Here is a 22,103-nt window from a genome sequence, read left to right as displayed (position 1 = left end):
GTGATGGGGAGTGTGGACCAGCCCAAAGGGGCGTCTGCGCGCAGCAAGAGGGCGGATGCGGTACGCAACCAGCAGACGCTGCTCGATGCCGCGGCAGAGGTGTTCGTGACCTCGGGGATCGATGCGCCGATCCGGGAGATCGCGGCCCGGGCGGGCGTCGGACTGGGCACGCTCTACCGCCACTTCCCGACCCGGGCGGACCTCGTCACCGCCGTGTACCGGCACCAGATCGAGGCGTGCGCCGAGGCGGGCCCGCGCCTCCTGGGCGAGGTCGCGTCCCCCTTCGAGGCGCTGCGCCAGTGGATCGACCTCTTCGTCGACTTCCTGGTCACCAAGCACGGACTCGCGGACGCCCTCCAGTCCGACAGCGACCGCTTCACCGCGCTGCACACGCTCTTCCTGGACCGCTTGATGCCCGTCTGCGCCCACTTGCTCGACGCTGCGGCCGACGCCGGCGAGATCGAGGCGGGCGTCCAGCCGTACGAACTCATGCGCGGCATCGGCAACCTCTGCATCGGACAGGACGGCGATCCCCGTTACGCACCACGCCGGCTGATCGAGCTGCTCCTCCGGGGGCTGCGGCGGACGAACGGCTCCTGCCGGTGACGGCTGAAATGGAGCAGCCCGTACTCGCGCTGGCCAGTGGGTGGCAGCTGCGTCCCTGGCGGCACAGCGATGCCGATGCGCTGTTGGCGGCCAGTCAGGACGAGGCGATCCGCCAATGGAACCGCCTGCTGGTCGGCTCCGTGGAAGAGGCGGGCATGAGGATCGAGCGCATGCGGCAGCGGTGGCGGGCCGGACTCAGCGCGATCTGGGCCATCGCCCGGCCCGACGACGGGGCATCGGGGCTGATCGGGTGGGGCGACATCGACCTGCAGGGCGGCAGCGCCGAGATCGTCTACTGGCTGCTGCCCGCGGCGCGCGGCGGTGGCGTCACCGTGGAGGCGACGCAGCGAGTCAGCCGGTGGGCGCTCGACGATCTCGGGCTGCATCGGCTGCGGTTGTGCCACGCGGTGGCCAACACGGCGTCCTGCCGCGTGGCGGACAAGGCCGGGTACTCCCTGGAGGGCACCATGCGCAGTGCGTTGCTGCACGCCGACGGGTGGCACGACGAACATCTCCACGCCCTGGTCCAGGGCGACATCTGATTCCGCGCTGTCTGATTCCCCGCTGGTGGTCCTGCCGCCACCAGGAGCGGCGGCGCCCGCCCGGGCCGGGATCTGCTGCGGGCAGATACCGGCCCGGGCGGGCCTCCGGATGGATGATCAGGCGAACCACTTCGGGTCGAGCGCGATGGCCTTGATCTGCGCCATCGTCAGGATGGGCTTGGCACGGGTGGCCGCCTTCGCCTGGTCGCCGGTGTTGAAGGCCGACACGACCACGCGGCGGCCGTCCGGGCGCAGCGTGTCGACGCTCCACCAGAGCACGCCCGAGCCGCCCTTCTCGCCCGACTTCTGCTCCGTCAGCACCCGGGTGCCGTCGGGCAGGACGACGACGCCCGCGCCGTTCATGCGGTCCTTGAGGGCTTCGCCCATGTCCTCCTGGACGTTGACCTGGACCAGCGAGGCGCCCTTGCCGTCATCGAGCACGAGCGAGCCGAAGCCGGGCTGTCCGGCCCTGCGCAGGACCTGGATGCCGGACTTCGGCACCAGGGATTCCAGGACCGCGACCGTACCGCCGTGGCCGGAGCTCTCCTGGCCCGTGTCGCCCCGGCCGGCATCGCCCGGGTCGGGCGTCTGGGCCGTTCCGCCGGACGGCTGCGCGTCGCCTGCGGTGGAGCCGCCCGCATCCTTGGCCCGGTCGGGGGTCGCGCCGACGGGGGTGCCGGTGCTCGTGCCCGCGGAGGCACCGGGGGCCGCCGCGGTTCCCGTGTTGGTGGCGGAGCCCGTTCCCGACGGCGCCTGCTGGGGCGCGGGCAGCCGGGTCAGGATCTGGCGCCACAGGGCCGAGGTGGTGAAGGCCTTCAACTGGGCTTTGGTCAGCGGCGGATTGGTCCGGGTGACGGGCTCTCCCTTCTCCGCGGGGGCGTTCCACTCGGACACGTCGACCTGGTAGCCCTCGCGGGTGATCAGGATCGCCCGCCAGAGCTTGGTGGGCTCGCGCTTGTCCGGGTACTCGTAGCCCTGGAAGAGGTTCAGCCTGCCGCCGTCCGGCAGCGTCTCGACGGAGCAGGCGTCGTACGGGACCAGCTTGGGGTCGGGGCACTTGAGCATGTCCTCGGCCGCCTGCCCGTGCGGGTCGGTGCGGGAGAGGCCGACAGCGATGGCCGCGCGGCCCTGGCCGTCGTCGTACACACCCGCCACCGCTGCGTTCGGCGACTGGTCGGCGCCGCCCGGCACGGTCGCCGCGGTGTCGCTCACCCGCCCGTCCGTCAGCAACTGCCGGTAGATTTCGATCAGTCGGGCCGCGGTCACCCCGCCGCCCGGCTGCCCGGTGCTCGGGGTGGAGGCGGCGGCCGTCTGAGTGTTGGGGAGGGGAGCGGCGGCGACGTTCGCCCTGCCGTCGCTCGCGGTGCCGACGGCGATCAGACCGCTCCCGTAGGCGCCGACGGATCCGACGACGGCCAGGGCCAGCGCCGCACCCCCGACGACGGAGGCCCTGCGACGAGCCAGCAGTCGGCGGCCGCGCCGCTCGCCGGCGGCCACCAAGTCCGGGCGGCCGGGGACGAATCCGTCTCCGGCGCTCCGCAGGGCCGCACCGAGCTCATCTTCAAAGGGCATGCCGAATCACCTTCCGGGTGGTAGTGGGCAAACGCGCCGGTGTGGTCCGGCAACGGACGTGACGGGAACGACGGTCGGGCACCGCGGATGCGGGTCCCCGCACTCAAGTGGTCACGAACACGCTGAGACTCCCGCCCAGTTCCGCCCGGAGGCGGGCGAGCGCGCGGGAGCTGCGCGTGCGCACCGCCGCCGAGCTGACGTTCATGGCCTCGGCGGTCTCCTCGACGCTGCGGTCCTCCCAGTACCGCAGCACGAGCACCGCCCGGTCCTTGGGGGCCAGGTGACCGAGCGCCTCCAACAAGGTCAGCCGCAGGGTCGGATCGGCCCCGGCGACCGGGAGCGGCGTCGTCCCGCCCGAGTCGGCCGGGACGGCGAAGGGCCGCTCCCCCGCGGAGCGGCGGCGCTTGTGCTTGAGGAACTCCCGCACCAGCACCGTCTGCGCGTACGCCGCCGGATTGTCGATGCTGGAGGTCCTCCCCCAGATCAGGTACATCCGGCCCAGGGTTTCCTGCACGAGGTCCTCGGCGAGATGGGTGTCCCCACTCGCCAGCAGACAGGCCGAACGGTAAAGACTCCCAGCCCGGCCCTCCGCGAACTCGCGGAACCCCTCCCTGCGCACTTGCCCCATGCCCGTCCCCCTCACTTCCGACTCACCCCATAGACGCGTGGGGAGCAGGGGAATGTTTCACCCTGCGGGAAGGGAATTGAGCGAAGGGGAAACAAGAGTGCCGACAGGGCGCCCGTGCGGGCCCTGTCGGCACTCTGGTCGAAGATCAGAAGCTCAGAAGATCAAAGGTGGTGGCCGGGTGGCCGTCGGGCTAGTTGACGTTGACTCCGGACCAGGCGGCGGCGACGGCCTTGTATTCGGCGGACGTCGTTCCGTACAGGTCACCCGCGGCGCTGAGCGTGGCGGTGCGGGCGCCCTTGTAGTCGGTGGTGGACGTCATGTACGTGGTGAGCGCGCGGTACCAGATCTTGAGGGCCTTGTCCCGGCCGATGCCGGTGAGGGCGACGCCGTTGGAGGTCGGGCTGTTGTAGGAGACGCCGTTGATGGTCTTGGCGCCGCTGCCCTCGGACAGCAGGTAGAAGAAGTGGTTGGCGACGCCCGAGGAGTAGTGGACGTCGAGGTTGCCGACGCCCGAGGACCAGGAGTCGGCCGAGCCGCCGTCCTTGGAGGGCTTGTCCATGTAGCGCAGCGGCGTACCGTTGCCGTTGAGGTTGATCAGCTCACCGATGAGGTAGTCGCCCTTGTCGGAGGCCAGGTTGGCGTAGAATTCCACGCCGGTGCCGAAGATGTCGGAGGTGGCCTCGTTCAGGCCGCCCGACTCGCCGGAGTAGTTCAGGCCGGCGGTGTTGGCGGTGACGCCGTGGCTCATCTCGTGGCCGGAGACGTCCAGTTCGGTGAGCGGGTGGGTGTTGCTCGCGCCGTCGCCGTAGGTCATGCAGAAGCAGTCGTCGTCCCAGAAGGCGTTGACGTAGTTGCGGCCGTAGTGGACCCGGCTGTAGGCGCCGACTCCGTCGTTGCGTATGCCGCTGCGGCCGAAGGTGTTCTTGTAGAAGTCCCAGGTGACCGCGGCGCCGTACTGGGCGTCGACCGCCGCGGACTGGCCGTTGGAGACGGTGCCGGTGCCCCAGGCGTTGTCGGCGTCGGTGTAGAGGGTGCCGGTTCCGCTGGTCTTGTTGGCGAGGTTGGTCGTGTACTGACCGCCGCGCGTGGCGTCCTTCAACTGGTACGTGGAGCCGGACTGGTTGGTCGTCAGCGGCACCGATCCGACGAAGACGCCCTTGCCGCTGCCGGTGGCGTTGGCGGTCTGGACGCTCTCGTGGGTGGAGAGCACCGCACCGCTGTCGGCGTCGGTGACGATGCGCTGGCGGCTGGGGGTGCCGTCGGCGCGCACGCCCTCGACCACGGTCTCGTACGCCAGGCGCGGGGTGCCGCTGGTGGCCCAGACGACGAGGCGGGGGGTGCCGGCCTTGCCGACCGAGGTGAGGGCGGCCTCGTCGGCGTCCTTCGTGATGCCGACGGTGGCCTGTACGGCTCCGGAGGCCTTCGTGGCGGCCTGGTCCGCGGAGAGCTTCGGCGAGAGCGAGGCGGGGGCGATCGGCGCCTGGACGGCCTTGTCGGCCGACTTCACGGCCCCCTTGGCGTCCTGGTGGACCACGAGGTCGCCGCCGAGGACGGGCAGACCGTTGTAGGTGCGCTCGTAACGGACGTGACGGCTGCCGTCGGCGTCGGTGACGACGTCCTTGACGACCAGCTTCTCCGTGCTGCCGAGGCCCAGGGTGCGCGCCGTGGCGGGAGCGTCGGCCGCGGCCCGGGCGAGGTCGGCGGCGCGCTGCTGCCCGGGGCCGGAAGCGGGAGCGGGGGTGGGAGCGGCCTGGGCCGCACCGGCGCTGACCTGGATGGCACCGGCGAGCAGGGCCGAGGCAGAGAGCACGGCTCCAACAGTGAGCTTTCGCTTCACGTGGGTCTTCCTTCCGATCCAACCGCGTGTGCGCGGTCGCACCACGTTCCGGGGCACTTGGGTGAGTGCTCGCAGGGGGCGGAACGGGTGCTGCGACTCCGCACGGACGACGGTGCCTGTCGGGTTGGGGATCGACCGGCGGTGCCGTACGAAGCTGCCAAAGCATGACAATCGGCTTGGTCAAATGAACAGAGCGGAAACGGAATTGGCACAGTTCCGCCAGGCCTGACGCACCATCATTTACTGATGGTGCGTCAGGAGATAGGGACATAAAGGCTTTACGGGGCCGACGAAGCGTGGTTACTGCAGGTACTTGGGCGACTGTTTCGGAGAAACCGATGGCATTTCCGACATGACCGTCAACGTTTCGGCCGTATTACCGGAACGTGTTGTCCGGATCTCCGGAAATCGGGGGTGGCGGTTAATCGCCACCACACGCAGTGGTGACAGCAAGGTGACGTGCGGGCGACGGCGGCATGAGGGCGGCCGTCGGGTCAGCCGTTCAGCGCCGACCAGAGCCACTGGCCGCCGACGCGGACATACATCCGCTTGTTGACCGAGTCCACGGCCATCGTGCCGTCGAGCGGCTGGTGGGTGAACGAGGCATCGCTGACCGGGCCGGGGACCAGGCGCAGCGGCGGGTTGGGGGCGTTCTTGACCGGAATCGTGCCGGTCGCCTGGGCGCCGGTGCTGCCGTAGCTGTTCTCCACGCGGAAATCGCCGGTGGACGACTGTTCGTAGTAGATATGGGTGCCGGTCGGCGCGGTCCCGTAGAGCCCTACGACATTGCGCAGCACCGCGGTCGATCCGGTGCCCGAGTAGAGCGCCACGCCCGCGTTGACCGTGGCCTTGCCCGCCTTGTTGGCGATGACCACGTTCTCCAGGGCGCTCGCGCTCGCCGCCCAGCTGATGATGTTGCGCGCGGTCTCCGGGGTGCCGGGCGCGAAGTCGCCGGCGTAGCAGTAGATGTTCGTCGCGTAGACGTGCCGGCAGCCGGCGTCGGTCTTCAGGTGCGGGCCTCCCTGCATGCGGGAGGTCTCGAACTTGCAGTCCGTGACGTAGACGCCGTTGGGGTTGTTGGAGGTGACGGCGCCCTGGCCGACCCACAGCGCGCCGGTGCCGAACGCCTCCATGCGACAGCCGGTGAAGTGGATCTGGTTGATGTTGTCCTGGCTGTACCCCCAGGTGCCGGCGGTGGCGGAAGAGGCGTTGCGCAGCCAGACGTTGGGCTGGGTGGCGCTGCCGGTGGTGCCGGTGCTGTCCTCGATGACGAGGTTGTAGAAGCGGGAGTCCCAGAACTCGACGGCGTCGATGCACATGTCGTTGTTGGAGGACATGAAGACGTCGCGGAAATAGGAGTTGTTGTTGTAGTAGAGCTCCAGCAGCAGGCCGGTCTTGCGGTTGCCGTTGAAGCCGAGGTTCTCCACGGCGCAGTAGCGGCGATGGGTGGTGCCCGTGGAGCCGGAGGTGCCGGTACCGGACATCCGCAGCAGGATGCCGTCGCCGCCCTTGATCAGGGTGGACGCCTTGGCGCCCGCGCCGGCCAGGCGGATCCCGTCGCCCTTGACCGCGAGGGCGGGCTGCCCGGAGGCGGGCTTGACGAGGTACTTCCCGACGGGGAAGTAGACCGTGCCGCCGCCCGCGGCGGCCGCCGCGTCGAGCGCCGACTGGATCGCGGGGGCATCGTCGGCCGAGCCGTCGCCTATCGCGCCGTACGCCTTCACGTCGAACCAGTCGGGCGTGCCCGCAGCCGCCGGCGCCGCGGCGGCGCTCCCGGCGGCGCCCAGTACGGCCGCCCCGGTGGCCAGACCGGCCATCGCCCCGGTGAGCAGGGCCCTGCGTGCGGTCTTCGGCTGTTCGTTCATGGTCTCCCCCTGTGCCGTACCGATCAACGAACACGATCATGGCAGGAGCCACTGACAGGCCGGGGCCTCGCCCACGGTCGCTCCGTCACCGCGGCCCGGCGGGAGGCAGGTCGACCAGGGCGTGCAGGCCGGATACGGCGGCGCCGCGCAGGCGCTTGGCCCGGATCGTCCCCATGCCCACGTGCAGGGCGGTCGTGCCGTGGGCGTAGGCGTCCTCGATCGGCAGGTAGTACGTGAGGTTGAAGTACAGGTGGGGCGCGGGGTGGCGGCGGTCGTGGGCCGCCGCGCGGATCCACGTCGTGCTCCCGTAGTGGTAGTAGAGGCAGAAGCCGGTCATCCGGTGTCCGTCGTAGGCCGCGACCACGCGCGCTTCGCTGCCCATCGCCGTGGCCTGCCGTTCCAGCAGACCGGTCATGGCGTCGACGCCGTCCCGGTCGTGCCCGTGGTCCTGCTGGTGTCCGGCGAGGAGGAACCCGGCGTCCTCGAAGCAGTCCGCGAGGACCTGTCGGCGTACTTCGAGGCCGGACGCGGCGAAGTCGCGGCGTTCGCCGCGGACGCCGGCCCGGCGCTGGCGGGGCAGGGAGGAGATGTAGTCGTCGATGCCCGTGCCGGGCAGGGGAATGAGGGCGTCGTCCTCCAGGTGGAGGGCGGGGTCCGCGTAGAGGGGGGCGAGCAGGGCGGTGGCCGGGGCGGTGAGGTAGGGCCACCAGTGCGTCGTGCCGTGGTGTTCGGCGAAGCGGCGTACGGCGTCCCGGAGTTGGGTGAGGCAGGCGTCCCGCAGGTCGGGGGCGAGGCCGGGCGCGGTGAGCGGCGTGTTGTGGTAGCCGCGCCGCGCCCCGGCGATCACGCGGGGTCCCAGGTGCGGGGGCAGCACGGTCTCGGGCTGGTAGCTGTCGTTCGGTTCCTCGTGCACGAGGGACAGGGGAGCGGCGGCGAGCAGGGCGCCCCCCGGGTCCCGTACGAGCGCGTACGCACGGGTGGCGGTGGGGTCCTTCTCCTCCCCGGCGAGCCACCGGTGGGAGAGGTAGAGACCGGCGGGCCGGGCGAGGTGCTCCCACTCGGCGGCGGGGACCTCGTGGATGGACTCGATGGTGCTCGCGATCAATTCTGGTTCCTCCGGCGGTGGCGGTTGGCGGGCCTGAGGGCGGGCGCGGCGAGTGCGCCGATCAGGCAGGCGGCGGCTTCGGCACCCCACGGGTAGAGGGGGCCGGCCTCCAGGAGCAGGGTGAACAGGGCGGGAGCGGCGACCATGCCGACGGCCCACGAGAACTGGTACAGGCCCTGCGTGAAGCCTCCGGCCGCCTGCGGGGTGAGGCTCACCGACAGTTCGCTCAGGGCCGGGCCGAGGAGGATCTCCGCCACGCTGAAGAGGGTGATCGCCGCGATGAGGGCCACCCAGGCGGTGGCGGCGGCACGCGGCAGCGCGGGCAGCGCGAACACCGCCATCCCGACCGTCAGGATCAGGTAACCGACGGCCACCGCGCGGCGGGGTTCCTTGGGCGCCACGTGCGCGGTGACCACCGTCGAACACGCGGAGACGATCGCGGTGTTGATGACGAACAGCATGCTCGCCGCCGAGGCGGGGAGCCCGAGGGCGCGGGTGGTGTAGACGGCGACGAGGACGGCGAGGACGGCCTGCGCGAGGACGTAGGGGAGGTTGACGGCCACGAGGAGGAAGTAGCGGCGGGTGTGGTCGGCCCGGGCCACCGGCGCGCCCGGCGGCGCGGCGTCCGGTTCGGGCGGGGTGGTGGGGAGGGCCGCGAAGCAGGCGGCGGCCAGCAGATAGGTGGCGGCGTCGACGGCGATCATCCAGCGCAGCGAACCGTTCCCGAACACGGTCAGGGCGCCCGCCGCCGCGGCGGACCCGGCCGCGAGCCCGACGTTGCGCAGCGAGCCGGTGAAGGCGAACCAGGCACGTCGTTCCCCGGCCCGGGTGACGTGCGTGATCAGGGTGCGCTGCGCGGTGAAGTACATGTTGATGCCGGCCTGGACGAGCACGTACACGGCGGCGATGTGCCACGGGGCGCGGGCGAGCAGGAACAGGGCGAACCCGACCGCGGAGAGGACGTTCGCCCACACCACCACGCGCCGGGGCCCGACGCGGTCCATGAGGCGTCCGGCGAGGAACGTGACGGGCAGGGCCAGGGCCTGACCGGCCGTCATGGCGGCGCCCACCTGCGCCAGGGGCAGGCCCTGGACGTCGGTGAAGTACAGCAGTCCCAGCGGCAGGAGCATGCCGTTGCCGACGGAGTCGATGAGGTTGCCGGTGACGAAGAGGCCGTGACCGCGCAGGGCGGGCAGGCCGAGGCGGTCCGCCACGGTGCGCGGGCGGCGGGTTCCGGTGGTCGGGCTCACCGGTTCAGTCGCGCTCACCGGTTCAGCAGGGAGGTGATCTTGCCCAGGACGTCGGCCGCGGGGAAGCCGGTCGTCTCGTGCAGCTCCGTCAAGGACTTCACCGTCCGGTCCTCCTCGCCTTCGGCGAGGGTGATCACGACGATGTCCCCGTGGGAGGCCCCGTCGATCACCAGCTCGTGTGCGGTGACCACCCTGACCAGGCGCCGGAGTTCGGCCACCACCGCCGGCGCGATGCCGTCCCCGGCGAGGAATTCGATCGCCCAGCCCACCCGTGGGACCGCGCCCGCGGTGAGGGGGAGGCCGCGGGCCATCCGGGCGAGGGAGGTGAAGGTATTGGTGCCCGACGCGGCGCACGAGAGGGTGGTCGCGCCGCCGATGCGCGGGTTGACCTCCAGGACCACGAACCGGCCGCCGGTGTAGATCATGTCGACGTTCACCGACCCGTACACCCCCAGGTCCGCGCAGAAGTCGACCAGGGCGCGGGCCACTTCCGCGAAGGCGGCGTCCGCTTCCGCGCGGGGACCGCACCAGCGCAGGTCCGCGAAGGTGAACACCGGCTCCGGCCCGGCCCGTCCGGTCCAGCACGGGGGAAGGACCTGGTAGGAGCCGGGGCGCCCGACGATGTCCACGCTGCACAGATCGCCCACGACGACCTCTTCCACCACCGTCGACACCGCCCCGGGGCCCGGTTCGTGGTGGGCGTCGAGGTGGGCGTCGAGGTCGGCGGGTGAGCGCAGGGTGCGGATGCCCATGCTGGTCGAGTCCCATACGGGCTTCGACATCAGCGGGTATCCGGTCCCTTCGGCCAGCGCGCGCAGCGCGTCCCGGTAGCCGGGCACCGCGAGGCCCCGCCCCGCCAGCAGGTCAGAGTCGATGCGGAACCCGTCGGGCACCGGCAGCCCGGCCCGCCTGCATCGTTGTTTGGTCTCCCACTTGTCCACCAGCAGCATCGTCGCCGCGAGCGGGGTCATGACCGTGGGGATGCCGGCGGCGTCCAGGAACGCCTTGGCCGCGGCGTCGCGCAGCGCGTTCTCGCAGGGCAGCGAGATCGACACCGCCGCATCCGCTCCCCAGGCGGCGACCGCATCCGCGAGTTCCCGTGGCGTCACCCCGCGGTCGAGCCGTTGCCGGTGGCCGGGGAAGTCGTCGTCGCCCGCGGCGCCGCTGGTGTGGAACAGCCCGGATTCGATCCCGTCGTCGGCGAGCGCGCGGACGGCCCGCTGGATGTAGGGGTCGGCGCGCTGGATGCGTACGGACCGTAGGAAGGCGATCTTCCGCACCTGCGTCAGCCCACTTCCACTCGGGACCGGGCGGCCGCCCGGCCGGCCAGCCCGCGCGCCGCGTCGGCCGTCTCCGCGCGGGCCACCACGTGCCCGATGCGGCACATCGAGTCCGTGGGCTCGGGCACCACCGCCCCGGGCCGCAGGTGTACCTCGCCGTGCGTTCCGGGCAGGTCCGCGATGACCGCCTGCCGCAGGACCCCGCCCCGCTCCGGCAGCAGGAAGCGGATCGACGCCCCGTCCGTACGGGAGGGGACGGTGTCGGGCAGCAGGCCGAGCACGGCCTGGAGGTGGGCCACCGCCTCGCTGACGCCCGTCGCGGCCTCGACGACCTCGCACAGGTTGTCCCCCGGCAGGCGGGCGCCGGTCTCGATCACATACGGCGTGTCCGAGTCCGGTGGGATCTTCACCTCCGTGTGTGCGATCCCGTTGCGGACGCCCACGGCGAGCGCGGCCCGCGCCGCGATGTGCTGCACCTTCCTGACCAGCGGCGCGGGCAGGCCGGAGGGGCAGGTGTGCCCGGTCTCGATGCGGTACCGGCCCGCGGTGGTGTCCTTCGCTACGACGGGCAGCGGGTAGGCCACCCCGTCGGCGACCACCGTGTCGCAGGAGTACTCGTCGCCGGGGACGTACTCCTGGATCAGGGCCCGCGCATCGAGCTCCAGGCCGTGCGGCTGGGCGTGCGTGTACTGCCGGGCTGCGGCGACTGCCTCGGCGAGCTGGTCCGGGCCTTCGACCACGGACACGCCCCAGGAACCGCCCTGCTCGGCGGGCTTGACGACCAGGGGCCAGCCCAACTCCTTCTCCAGTGCCACCCGGTGGGCTTCGGCGCCGTCGTGCGCGACCGCCCAGCGGGGGGCGGGGATCCCGGCGGCCGCGAACGCCTCGCCCATCAGGACCTTGTTGCGGGCCGCGCGGGCGAGCCGGGGATCGTTGCCGGGCAGGCCGAGGCGTTCGGCGAGCAGCGCGGCGAGCGGGGTGAAGAGTTCGAAGCAGGGGGCGACACCGGCGATGGCGTGCTGCCGGCAGAAGGCTTCCATGTCCCGCAGTGCCCTCGGGGTGTCGGTCAGGTCCGTCGCGCAGAGCCCCGCGAGGGCGGCCCGCAGCCACTGCGGGTAGCCGTCGTGGACGTCCTGGTGGGTGGCCGCGTACAGGCGCACTCCCAACCGTTCGGCGGCCTCGACGAGGAAACGCCCCGCGTTCCCCATCGGCTCGATCACCAGCACTCCCGGCCCGTGCGGGCCCGCCCCGATTTCCATTCCTCCAGCAAAGCCGTGGGCCGGGTGCGGCGGCTATGGGCCCGACAGACGAAATCAACTGGCCTTTCGAGAGCCGCATTTGGAGCAATCCACAATGAACTGGCCAGTAGGTGTGCGGTATTTGGTGCGCCCACCCGATGGGCCCAGAGGGGCGAACCGTGGTCGGATCGCCAGGCTGGGTGAACCCGCGCCCGCACCCGTTCGGGAAGGCAACACCGTGACCAGCAGGCTGCACCAGGAGCTCGCCGACCACATCGAACAGGGCGTCATTCCGCCCTACCAGTACTCGTACCCGCCCCGCTCCACCTACCGCCCGCTCCCCGAAGGAAAATGGACCGTCCCCGACATCTGGGCCGCGGACCTCGCCAACCACCAGGTACCCGAGCTCAACCTCTACCTGCACGTACCCTTCTGCGACCGCAAATGCGGGTTCTGCAACCTGTACACCATCATCAGCACCGACGAGGACGTCTACGACGCCTACACCGACGCCCTCTGTACGCAGATCCGCGATCACGCGGAGATCATCCAGGCCCGCCGGCTGCGCACCGTCTACATCGGCGGCGGGACTCCCGCCCTGCTGCGGCCCCGCCACTTCGAGCAGATATTCGCCACCATCGGCGAGATCTACCCCAACTGGCGCTCCACGGCGGAGGAAATCGCCGTGGAAGCCACCCCGTCGTCGATCGCCGACGCCCCCGACGAGTTCAAGGCCCTCATCGACATGGGCCTCACCCGCGCCAACGTCGGCATCCAGTCCCTCGTCCCGCGCGAGATCCGCGAGGCCGGCCGCGGCGGCGAGGACGAGGACGTCATCCGCCGCGCCCTCCGCACCGCCCAGGAGCTGGGCCTGCCGGACCTCTCCACCGACCTGATCATGGGTTTCGCGGGGCAGACCCCCGAAACCTGGCGTCAGAGCGTGGACGAGCTGGCCGCGCTCCAACCCACCACCATCAGCACCTACTTCCTGACGGTGCGGCCGGACGCCTGGTTCTCCAGGACCGGCGCCTACCAGTACATGTGGCAGCCCGAGCTGTACGAGCGCTACGACTACGCGCGCCAGGTCTTCCTCGACCACGGCTACGTCCAGGAGGGCTCCGTGCGCTACAAGAAGCCCGGCCGCGGCGGCTACGTGCAGAAGGTGCTCACCTTCCACGGCGTGCCCCTGCTCGGCCTCGGCGTCGGCGCCCGCTCCTACACCAGCGTGCTCGACTACATGTGCGGCAGCGTGAAGCCGTCGGCGGCCGAGGTCGCCGACTACATCGCGAGGGCCGGGAGCCACGAACTCGCGCCCGTCACCGGCTTCGAGCTGACCGCCGAGGAGCTCGTCCGCAAGCGCCTCGTCCTCGACACCTTCGACCTCGACCTCGGCGAACTCGACCGCTTCGGCTACCAGGAGCACGCCGCCGAGTTCGAGCCCGTCCTGGAGGCCGCGGAATCCAACGGACTGATCCACCGCCTCGGCCGGCGCGTCCAGCTGACCCCCAAGGGCTTCAAGTACCGCGACGTGCTGTCCTGGATGTTCTACTCCGGGTCCGTCAAGGACCTCGACCGCGAGTACTACGAACAGCTGCACGCGGCCAACAAGCGCGCGCGGAAGAACATGGGGGCAACGCCGGTCCGGATCACCGGAATCGACCTGCGCGAGCGCGAGGGAGCCGCGTGAGCGGTCTGTACATCGCGGCGGGCGGCGGAGGGGATCCCGTCGGGACCCTCGTCGCCGCCCGCGCCCTCGCGGCGGACCCGGCCGGTCCGGCCCGCCCGGCCCGCCCGCCGCTGATCGCCACCTACGCGTGGGAGCGCCCCGAGGTCGACCCGACCTCCAGCCCCCTCGGCGAAGGGGACTTCGACGGGCTCGTCCACGAGGCCGGGGGCGGCCGGGGCGGCGGGTTCGCGGCCTTCACCCCGGCCACCCGGGCCCGCCCGCCGGCCGGATCGACCATGCCCGCACTCGCCCGGGACCTGCCCGCCCGGCTGCTGCTCCTCGACCCCGGCCGGGGACTCGCCGCCCTGGCCCGGCAGATCGCGTCCATGGCCGGAGGATCGGGCGGCCGGATCCACGTCGTCGACATCGGCGGCGACATCCTGACCCACGGCGACGAGCCCGGGCTGTGCAGCCCGTTCGGCGACGCCCTCACCCTCGCCGCCTGCCACCTCGCGGGGATCCCCACCACCGTGCACGTCGCGGGGCCCGGCCTCGACGGGGAGATCGGCGAACGGATCCTCCTCGAACGCCTCGCCACGAGCACGCCCCTCGTCCCCGGCCGGAACACGACGGCGGCGGCCGCCCGCGCACTGGCCTGGCACCCCTCCGAGGCATCCGCACTCTGGGCCGCCGCCATCCACGGCGCCCGCGGCACCGTGCGCACCGTCAACCACGTCATCGCGCTCACGGATGCCTCCCCGCGGCTGTACCCCTTGCCGCTCCAGGAGGCCATCGGCCACAATCCCGTGGCCCGGGCCCTCGTCGAGGAGCGCCCGGCGACCCTGGCCGCCGCCGCCGACGTCTCCCACCGGCTCACCGGCATTCCCGGGCTGGAGAGCGAACGTACCCGGACACCCCGGCAGGAGCCGCCCGCCGGCGGGATGGCCCTCCTCGACCGGGACGGAATCGTACGGGCGCTGCGCGCAGCGGCCGACGGAGCCGACCACGTCACCCTCCGCCACGCCGCCCGCACCCTGGGCCTGACCTGGGCGGACATCCCCGCCCTGCGGACCGTCCTCACCACGGACACCCCGCTCCTGCGGCTCAACTGAGGTCAGAGCAGCTCTGCGAGCGGCTCCACCGTCTCCCAGTGGCTGAGGTACTCCGTCGCCGCGTGCGGGTCGAAGTCGCGGTTGCCGACCCGCCGGGTGCGTTCGAGCACGGCGTCGTCCTCGGGGAAGATCGGCTACGCCAACCCCGAGCACCCGGAGGTCATCACGACGAGGTTCGGCCGGGCCCGGACCCTGGCGCGGCTGGGGGAGGCCGAGTCGGCGGTGGCCCTGCTCCGCGAGGTCGTCGCCGACCGTGCGCGGATCCTGGGCGAGGAGCACCGCGACACGCGCGAGGCGCGGGAGGCACTGGACGGTCTGCTGGGCGGCTGACGGGGCGGAACCGGACCGGGTCCACCCGCGACGGACTCCTCGCCCGTATCACCACCCTGGAGCGGGCCGACGTCGACGAACTCCTCATCCAGCCGGTGGTCGACCCGCCCACCGAGATGGCCCGGCTCGCGGAACTCCTCGCGTGAGCTTTCATCGGCGGATGCGGACGAGGGTGGCGGGCAGTTCTGCCCTGCGGCGGATGCCCAGTTTCCGGTAGGTGCTCGTCAGGTGGGTCTCCACGGTGCGCCGGGCCAGGTGGAGGAGGTCGGCGATCTCGGTGTTCGTCCTGCCCGCCGCGGCCAGTTCGGCGATGCGGCGCTCGCTGCCGGTCAGGGCCGCCGAGCCGGTGCGCGCCGCGGCCGGGACCCGGGCGCCGCCCTCGCGCAGGGCCTGCTCGGCCAAGGCCAGCAGCCGCAGGCCGCCCTTTCGCTCGGCCAGGTCCGCCGCCTCGCGCAGCCGGTCGCGGGCGCGGCCGCGTTCGCCGGCGGCGAGGAGCTGGCGGCCTTGGGCGAGGAGGGCCTCGACCAGTTCCATGCCGGCGTCGGCGGGCGCGTCCCTGAGGGTCCCGACCGCTTCCTCCGCGAGGTCCAGCCCCCGGCGGCCGCCGGTCGCGGTGCCGAGGACGCGCAGCGCGCGTCCCACCGTGCGCGGGGTGTTCCACACCCGCGCCAGCCGCAGTTCCTCGGTGGCCAGGGCCAGGGCTTCCTGGTTGCCCCCGAAGGCGAGCCGGCACTGGGCGACCGCCGTCCGCCAGGGGGTGACCACCGGGCTGAGCACCTCACGGGCGCTCTGGCGGCGGCCGCACTCCAGGAAGTCGTGCAGCGCGCCCGCCGGGTCGCCGGCGGCGAGGCGCTGCACTCCCCGCGCGTAGAGGAAGCGGTTCAGCTCCCACGATTCCGGGGCCAGGCCGAGGTCGAAGGCTTCGGCCAGCCGTCGGGCCTCCTCCGGACGGCCCGTGTGGACGAGTGCCATCAGCACGTGGGCGTCCCGGTTGGAGGGCCCGCCGTGGGCGCGTGCGGCGACGGCCGCGCCGTCGCCGCGCACCGCGATCAGCCGGGCGACATCTCCACGGGCGGCGGCGATGTCCGCGCGGGTGTTGAGGAGGGCGTCCTCCATGGGGTGGAGCAGGGCGGGGTGCCGGCCGACCAGGCCCCGGTCCACGAGCCGCTCGGCCTCGTCGAGTTCGTCGGCCCACTCGGCGACCGCCGCCGCCGTCCCCAGCAGGAACGGCTCGGCCAGCGGGTCGCAGGGCTGCGCGAGCAGGGCCCGTACGCGGGTCATGGCCTCGCCGGCCGAGATCAGCCCGGCAGTCGCCTCGTACCGCACCAGCAGGGCCCGGCTGGCGGTGCCGACGAGTTCCGGCGCGTCCTCGCCGCTCGCGGAGAGCCTGCGGTAGGTCTCCTGGCGGGAGGCGAGGTCGGCGTCGGACAGCAGCGCGGTGACGGTCTGGACGGTGCGGGCGAGTCCCGGGTGGCCGTGCAGGCCGTCCTCCGTGCGCCGCATCACCTCCAGCGCCGTGGTGACCTCGCCGCGGCCGACCAGGGCCGTGCCGAGGGCGACGGCGGCGCGCACCCGGTCGCGGGGCGCGGCCGGCAGGTACTGGGCCTCGGCCAGGCGGGCGATCGCCACCGTGCCGTCGTCCGAGGCGTACTCCAGCGAGCCCAGTTCGGTCAGCAGGCGCTGGCGGTGGTCGTCGGAGAGCGGTTCGTCCAGGGCGCGGCGCAGATAGCCCGCCGCGTCGCGGGGGCGGGCGTCGTGCACCGCGACGGTCGCCGCGTCCCGCAGGACGCGCAGTGCCCAGGGCAGGCCGTCGCCCGGCGTGCGCAGCAGGTGGGCGGCGACCGCCTCGACGCGCTCGCCGCGCCGCAGCATCGTCTTCGCCGCCACCAGGTGCGCCGCCTCCCGCCGGGTGGTGGGCCAGCCGCTCAGCACGGCGTCGCGCAGCAGCCGGTGCGCGAAGCGCGGCAGGCCGGCGGGGTCCGGGCGCAGCAGACCGATGCGGGTCATCGCGGTGAGCCAGCCCTTGACCCGTGCGGGATCCGCACCGGCCGCCTCCGCCAGGAGCCCGGCCACGCCCGGATCCGCCGGGGCGCCGGCCGCGTCGGGAGCCGTCGGGGCCACAGGCGCGTACGCACCCACCGAGACCCCGGCCGCGCCGGAACCTGCCGGGGCGCCGGCCACGCCCGGATCCGCCAGGCCGCCGGCCGCGGACGGGTCCGCCGTGGCGCTCCCGTCGGTCCCGGGCGGGCATTGCGGTGGGCGGTGCCGGGGCGCGGTCGGCCGGGGCCAGGCCTCCTCCAGGGCTGCCAGGCAGCGGGCCACCTCGGCCGTCGCGCGGCCCGCGCTCTCCAGCCACCACGAGACGGCCGCCGGGTAACTGCCGGGATACAGCGCGGCGCAGGTGTCCGGCAGGGGCTGGGCCGCGTCCGGTGCGCCGCCGAGGTCGTGGAGCAGGGCGTGCAGGAGCAGCGGGTTGCCCGCACCGGCCCGTACGGCCTGCGCCGTCCACTCGGGTCCGGCCGTCGGCAGGGCGGTCCGGACGAGTTCCGCGGCGGCCGCGTCGCCGAGCGGGTCGATCGTGTGGGTGCGGACGAGCGAGGGCGGCAGCGACCGGGCGAGCCCGGAGCGCCGGGGGCCGATGTCGTACTGGCTGCGCTCGCTCGCCACGAGTAATACGGGTAATCGGTCGATGTGGCGCACCGCTTCGCGCAGCCAGCGGCGCGACGCGGAGTCGGCGAGGTGGACGTCGTCCACCGCCATCAGGAGCGGTCCCTCGGCCACGTACGAGCGCAGCAGCCGCCACAGCCGGGCGGCGTTCCCCCGGTCGACGTGGTCGGGCACGAGGTCAATGAAGTCCGGCACCGGGCCCAGGAGTTGCAGCACCGTGGCGAAGGGCACACCGGTGTCCTCCGGCGAGCACCGCGCCGACAGCACCCGCATGCCCAGTCCCTCGGCGTCCCGGACGGCGCCCTCCAGCACGGCGGTGCGGCCGGTGCCGGTGGCTCCCTGGAGCAGCACCAGGGAGCCGGAACCGGAGCGTGCCCGCTCCGTCCGGTCCGCGATGAGCGCCCGCGCGCCGTCGCGCTCGTGGAGTGGTGTGGTCATCAGTACCTCCCGCGGGCAAGGGTGTGCTCCGCCGCCGGATGAGACGACCGGGCGCGCGGCGTGGTGACCGGAAGTGGCGCACCTCACTTCCGCCCACCACGGCCGGTCCAATGCCGACGGGAACCGCCGTGACCTGCGGCGACGCGCACGGAGCGGGCCGGCCTCGTGGTCATCACCGCCGCGCTCTCGTGGTGGGGCCCGTGGTCGTCCACGATTGCGTTGCCCGTGGCGCCCGCAGAACTGTTGAGGAGCTCATCGGCTACTACCGGCCCGAGCAGCACGACGGGCCGCTGCATAGGGGAAACGTTGCTCGACTCACCCCGGACCATCACTACGTCCTCCGTCACCACGTCCTCCGCCACCAGGCCCTCCCTCACCACGCCCTCCGCCGGTACGGGCCCGCACGCGGGCTCCGCGGACCGGCGCGTCCCCGTGGCGGTGTACGCCGCGGACCCGATCAGCCTGGAGGGGGCGGTCGGCCAGCTGCGCAGACGCCCCGAGGTCGAGCTGCGCGAGGAGTCCGGTCCGGACACGGTGGCCCTGCTCGTGGTGGACGTCCTCGACGATGCCGCGCTGACCCGGCTGCGCCGCCTCGTGCGCAGCGAGGGCGCACGCGCCGTTCTCGTGGTGGGCGCGATGCGGGAGAGCGAGCTGCTGGACGTGATGGAGTGCGGGATCGGCGCGATCGTCCGGCGCCAGGACGCCACCGCCGAGCGGCTGGTGCAGGCGGTGCTGGCCGCGTCCCGCGGCGACAGCGATCTGCCCGCCGATCTCCTGGGCCGGCTCATCCACCAGCTGGGCACGCTCCACCGGGGCGCGGCGGGCCGGTCCGGCCCGCCGGCCCTCGGGCTCACACCGCGCGAGGTGGACGTCCTGCGTCTGGTCGCCGAGGGCCTCGACACCGCCGAGATCGCGGGCAAGTTGTCCTATTCCGAACGGACCGTCAAGAACGTCATGCACGGCCTCACCATCCGGCTCCACCTGCGCAATCGTGCGCACGCCGTGGCCTTCGCCTTCCGGGAGGGCTACATCTGACCGTTCGGGCAACCGCGGGCGCCGACGGGTGTCCGCGCGGGCAGGCCCGGCTGCCCCGCCGTCGTCCCCCTCGCTCCTGTGGCCCGGGTGCCGTCCGGGGGACGATCGGCGCAGGACAACGGACCGGGCGGAGCCGGCCGTGCGGGCAGGGCGGGAGTGCGGACGTGATCCACGAGGTGGACGAGGTGCTCAAGGGCCTCCTCGGCGGCGGTGCGTTGGCGGGTTCGGGCATCGAGGTGTCCTTCGAGGCACCGACCCGGGACTGGGCCGCCCGGCGCAACGCCCCCGTGGTCAACACCTACCTGTACGACATCCGGGAGGACGTGGCCCGGCGTCAGCGCGGTCGGACGGAGGTGCGGGACGAACGGGACGTGGTCGTGCGGCGGAGTCAACCGCCGCGCTGGTTCAAGCTGTCGTACCTGGTGACGGCCTGGACGAAGACCCCGCAGGACGAGCACCGGCTGTTGTCCGCCGTACTCGCGACGCTGCTGCCCCGCGAGGTACTGCCGCCGGAGGAACTGCCGGGCTCCCTGCGGGCGCTGGGGCTCTCCGTACAGCTGTCGGCGGCCGGCGTGCAGACGGAGGCACGCTCGCTCGCCGAGATCTGGTCCGCGCTCGGCGGCGAGCTGAAGCCCTCGCTGGACCTGGTGGTGACCGCGCCCTTCCCGGCCTTCCCCGAGTACGACGCGGGGCCGCCGGTCACCGAGGGCGCGACCGTCCGGCTGGGCGGGATGGACGGCGACCCGGCGGCGGCCGAGGGCCGTTCGCACCGCCCCCACCAGGTGGCGGCCGCCCGGGCGGCGCGGGCCGGCGCCGGCGGCGCGCCCCTGCCCCGGGAGACCCCCCGGGAGACCTCCGGCCGCTCGGACGCGCGGTGAACGCCGCTGGAGCGGTCGCCGACGAAGGCGATCCCGGCCGTGCGCTGCTCGACCGCCTCGGCGCCTTGCGCGGGCGGGTGTCGGCGCTGGTCGAACGGCGGACCGCCGGTGATCCGACCGCCGACGACCCCCTGCGCGGTCTCTACCTGTCCGACGAGGCGGTGCGCCACGTGCTCGGCACCTGGCCCCCGGTGCCAGACGTTCCGGCCGGATCCGGCCGGAACGGCGGCGCGGACCCGGCGCACGGCCCCGGGGACCAGCCGCACCAGTTGGACCGGATGGACCGGATGGCCCGGCTGGCCGGGCGGGCGGGCCTCACCGCGCTCGACGTCGCCGTCGTGCTCGTCGCCCTCGCTCCCGACGTCGACCGGACCTTCGAACCCCTCTACGGCTACCTCAACGACGACGTGAGCAGACGCCGGGCCACCGTCGGTCTCGCCCTCGACCTCTGCGGGGTGCCCGCACAGTCCGCCACCGCCCGGGCCCGGCTGCACCCGTCCGCGCCCCTCCTGGCCCTCGGCCTGCTGGAAGTCATGGAGCCCGAACGCCCCTTCCTGACACGTTCGTTGCGCGTGCCCGACCGGCTGACCGGTCATCTCCTCGATGACGACACGCCGGACGCGGCCCTGCTCGGCCTGGTGCGCCCGATGCCGGATCCGCTGCCCGGCGACCGGGCGGCCGAGCAGTTCACCCACCGGCTCGCGGCCCTCCTGGCAGCCGCTCCCGCCACCGTCTACCTGCGGGAACAGCGCGAGGGCGACGGCCTGGCCGCATACGCCTCGGCGTTGCGCGCCGCGGGCCTGGACGGGCTGTGCTGCGCCGAGCCGGGCGAACACGTCGCCGAGCTGCTGCGCGAGGCCCGCCTCAGCGGCCGGGCCGTCGTCGTGCCCGCGCTGCCCGAGGAGCCCGGCCCGCTGGTACGGGCGCTCGTCGCGGCGCCGGACGTGACGGTGCTGCTGGCCGGTCCCCGCCCGTACGACCCCCACTGGGCCCCCGAGGACCCCCTGGTCCTGGACGCGCCGGACCGCCGGGACGGGGGGATCGCCGCGTGGCGGGCCGCGCTGGGCGCCGACGCCGCGGCCGACGGCTTCGACCTGGCCGCGACGGTCGCCCCGTACCGCCTCGGCGGGGACCGGGTGCGGCGGGCCGCGCGGGCGGCCCGGGCGCTGGCCGCCTTCGACGGCGCCCCGGTCACCGCCGCTCACGTACGGCGGGCCGCGCGCCGCCAGTCGGCCTCGGGGCTGGAGAGCCACACCCGCCGCATCCGGCCGGCCGTGGGCTGGGGGGACCTGGTCCTGCCCGCGGGGCCCCTGGCGCAGCTGCGCGAACTGTCCCTGCGGGCCCGCCACCGCGACCGGGTGCTCGGCGACTGGCGGCTCAGCGCCGGCGGGGGGCGCGGGCGGGGCGTACTCGGCCTGTTCGCCGGGGAGTCCGGGACCGGCAAGACGCTGTCGGCGGAGGTCGTCGCGGCCGATCTCGGACTCGACCTGTACGTGGTCCAGCTGTCGTCGATCGTGGACAAGTACGTCGGTGAGACGGAGAAGAACCTGGAGCGGATCTTCACGGAGGCGGACCGCACCGACGCGGTACTGCTCTTCGACGAGGCCGACGCCGTCTTCGGCAAGCGCTCCGAAGTCAAGGACGCCCACGACCGCTACGCCAACATGGAGAGCTCCTACCTGCTCCAGCGGTTGGAGTCCTTCGACGGGATCGCGCTGCTCACCACCAACCTGCGCGCGAACATCGACGCGGCGTTCACCCGGCGGCTGGACCTGGTGGTCGACTTCCCGTTCCCGGACGCCGGGCAGCGCCTCGCGCTGTGGCGGCACGGGCTGGCGCACGTGCCGTCCGCCGACGGGATCGACCCGGCCGCGTTGGCCCGAGACTTCGAGCTGGCGGGCGGCTCCATCCGCAGTGCGGTGGTGACCGCCGCCTACCTCGCCGCCGGGCGGGGCGACGAGGTGACGGCGCGGGACCTCCTGGAGGGTGCCCGCCGGGAGTACCGCAAGGCGGGGCGGCTGGTGCCGGGCGAAGGCGGCTGGTGATCCCTCGGC

17 protein-coding genes are annotated in these 22,103 nt (G+C 73.2%); 8 read left to right on the top strand and 9 right to left on the bottom strand.

The features are described 5' to 3' along the window. The first annotated feature begins 3 nt into the window (after window positions 1-3). Together OHS33_RS35740 and OHS33_RS35735 are read left to right on the top strand one after the other, a co-directional pair. Window positions 4-606 carry a TetR/AcrR family transcriptional regulator gene (locus OHS33_RS35740; protein WP_330334588.1) on the top strand — a complete coding sequence of 201 codons (603 nt, stop codon included), beginning with the start codon at window positions 4-6 and terminating at the stop codon, window positions 604-606. Window positions 607-614: 8 nt separating this feature from the next. After that, on the top strand, window positions 615-1,148 hold the full coding sequence (locus tag OHS33_RS35735; protein WP_330334587.1) for a GNAT family N-acetyltransferase: 534 nt from the start codon (window positions 615-617) through the stop codon (window positions 1,146-1,148). A gap of 117 nt (window positions 1,149-1,265) precedes the next feature. Here the strand turns inward: OHS33_RS35735 and OHS33_RS35730 are convergent, their stop codons facing one another. From OHS33_RS35730 to OHS33_RS35695, 8 genes are all read right to left on the bottom strand, one after another. Next, window positions 1,266-2,720: a hypothetical protein gene (locus OHS33_RS35730; protein ID WP_330334586.1), complete on the bottom strand. Its 1,455-nt coding sequence runs from the start codon at window positions 2,718-2,720 to the stop codon at window positions 1,266-1,268. A 103-nt stretch (window positions 2,721-2,823) separates the two neighbouring features. Further along, on the bottom strand, window positions 2,824-3,348 hold the full coding sequence (locus OHS33_RS35725) for a SigE family RNA polymerase sigma factor (protein ID WP_330334585.1): 525 nt from the start codon (window positions 3,346-3,348) through the stop codon (window positions 2,824-2,826). Between the two features lie 190 nt (window positions 3,349-3,538). Beyond that, complete coding sequence (locus OHS33_RS35720; RefSeq protein ID WP_330334584.1) at window positions 3,539-5,158, bottom strand: M4 family metallopeptidase; 1,620 nt, start codon at window positions 5,156-5,158, stop codon at window positions 3,539-3,541. 521 nt (window positions 5,159-5,679) lie between these two features. Beyond that, window positions 5,680-7,050 (bottom strand): glycosyl hydrolase family 28-related protein, encoded by a 1,371-nt coding sequence (locus tag OHS33_RS35715; protein ID WP_330334583.1) that lies wholly within the window; start codon window positions 7,048-7,050, stop codon window positions 5,680-5,682. A gap of 85 nt (window positions 7,051-7,135) precedes the next feature. After that, window positions 7,136-8,155 carry a peptidogalycan biosysnthesis protein gene (locus OHS33_RS35710; protein ID WP_330334582.1) on the bottom strand — a complete coding sequence of 340 codons (1,020 nt, stop codon included), beginning with the start codon at window positions 8,153-8,155 and terminating at the stop codon, window positions 7,136-7,138. Then, window positions 8,152-9,423, bottom strand: a complete 1,272-nt coding sequence (locus OHS33_RS35705; RefSeq protein ID WP_330334581.1) for an MFS transporter — start codon at window positions 9,421-9,423, stop codon at window positions 8,152-8,154. Before OHS33_RS35705 ends, OHS33_RS35710 begins: the two co-directional genes overlap by 4 nt. Beyond that, window positions 9,420-10,685 (bottom strand): ATP-grasp domain-containing protein, encoded by a 1,266-nt coding sequence (locus tag OHS33_RS35700; RefSeq protein ID WP_330334580.1) that lies wholly within the window; start codon window positions 10,683-10,685, stop codon window positions 9,420-9,422. Before OHS33_RS35700 ends, OHS33_RS35705 begins: the two co-directional genes overlap by 4 nt. A 5-nt stretch (window positions 10,686-10,690) precedes the next feature. After that, window positions 10,691-11,944 carry an ATP-grasp domain-containing protein gene (locus OHS33_RS35695; protein ID WP_330334579.1) on the bottom strand — a complete coding sequence of 418 codons (1,254 nt, stop codon included), beginning with the start codon at window positions 11,942-11,944 and terminating at the stop codon, window positions 10,691-10,693. Window positions 11,945-12,161: 217 nt separating this feature from the next. On the opposite strand from OHS33_RS35695, the gene OHS33_RS35690 reads away from it, so the two are divergent. The 3 genes from OHS33_RS35690 (at window position 12,162) to OHS33_RS35680 (ending at window position 15,031) form a co-directional block, all read left to right on the top strand. Beyond that, window positions 12,162-13,610 carry a coproporphyrinogen-III oxidase family protein gene (locus tag OHS33_RS35690; RefSeq protein ID WP_330334578.1) on the top strand — a complete coding sequence of 483 codons (1,449 nt, stop codon included), beginning with the start codon at window positions 12,162-12,164 and terminating at the stop codon, window positions 13,608-13,610. Next, window positions 13,607-14,701, top strand: coding sequence for a DUF1152 domain-containing protein (locus OHS33_RS35685; RefSeq protein ID WP_330334577.1), 1,095 nt, complete (start codon window positions 13,607-13,609; stop codon window positions 14,699-14,701). Before OHS33_RS35690 ends, OHS33_RS35685 begins: the two co-directional genes overlap by 4 nt. 96 nt (window positions 14,702-14,797) lie before the next feature. Continuing rightward, entirely contained in the window at window positions 14,798-15,031 is a 234-nt protein-coding gene (locus OHS33_RS35680) for a tetratricopeptide repeat protein (RefSeq protein WP_330334576.1), read from the top strand. A 150-nt stretch (window positions 15,032-15,181) separates the two neighbouring features. Here OHS33_RS35680 and OHS33_RS35675 read toward each other — a convergent pair whose 3' ends face one another. Next, window positions 15,182-18,136 carry an AAA family ATPase gene (locus tag OHS33_RS35675; protein WP_330334575.1) on the bottom strand — a complete coding sequence of 985 codons (2,955 nt, stop codon included), beginning with the start codon at window positions 18,134-18,136 and terminating at the stop codon, window positions 15,182-15,184. 306 nt (window positions 18,137-18,442) lie between these two features. Here OHS33_RS35675 and OHS33_RS35670 point away from each other — a divergent pair, with 306 nt between their 5' ends. From OHS33_RS35670 to OHS33_RS35660, 3 genes are all read left to right on the top strand, one after another. Further along, window positions 18,443-19,171: a helix-turn-helix transcriptional regulator gene (locus OHS33_RS35670; RefSeq protein ID WP_330334574.1), complete on the top strand. Its 729-nt coding sequence runs from the start codon at window positions 18,443-18,445 to the stop codon at window positions 19,169-19,171. Between the two features lie 164 nt (window positions 19,172-19,335). Beyond that, window positions 19,336-20,049 (top strand): DUF4255 domain-containing protein, encoded by a 714-nt coding sequence (locus OHS33_RS35665; protein ID WP_330334573.1) that lies wholly within the window; start codon window positions 19,336-19,338, stop codon window positions 20,047-20,049. Continuing rightward, window positions 20,046-22,094 (top strand): ATP-binding protein, encoded by a 2,049-nt coding sequence (locus OHS33_RS35660; protein WP_330334572.1) that lies wholly within the window; start codon window positions 20,046-20,048, stop codon window positions 22,092-22,094. Before OHS33_RS35665 ends, OHS33_RS35660 begins: the two co-directional genes overlap by 4 nt. Window positions 22,095-22,103 lie beyond the last annotated feature (9 nt).

The organism is Streptomyces sp. NBC_00536, from assembly GCF_036346295.1.
Classification (GTDB): domain Bacteria; phylum Actinomycetota; class Actinomycetes; order Streptomycetales; family Streptomycetaceae; genus Streptomyces.
Note: the sequence above shows the minus strand (reverse complement) of the source record. Positions and strands in the feature narration are given on the sequence as shown.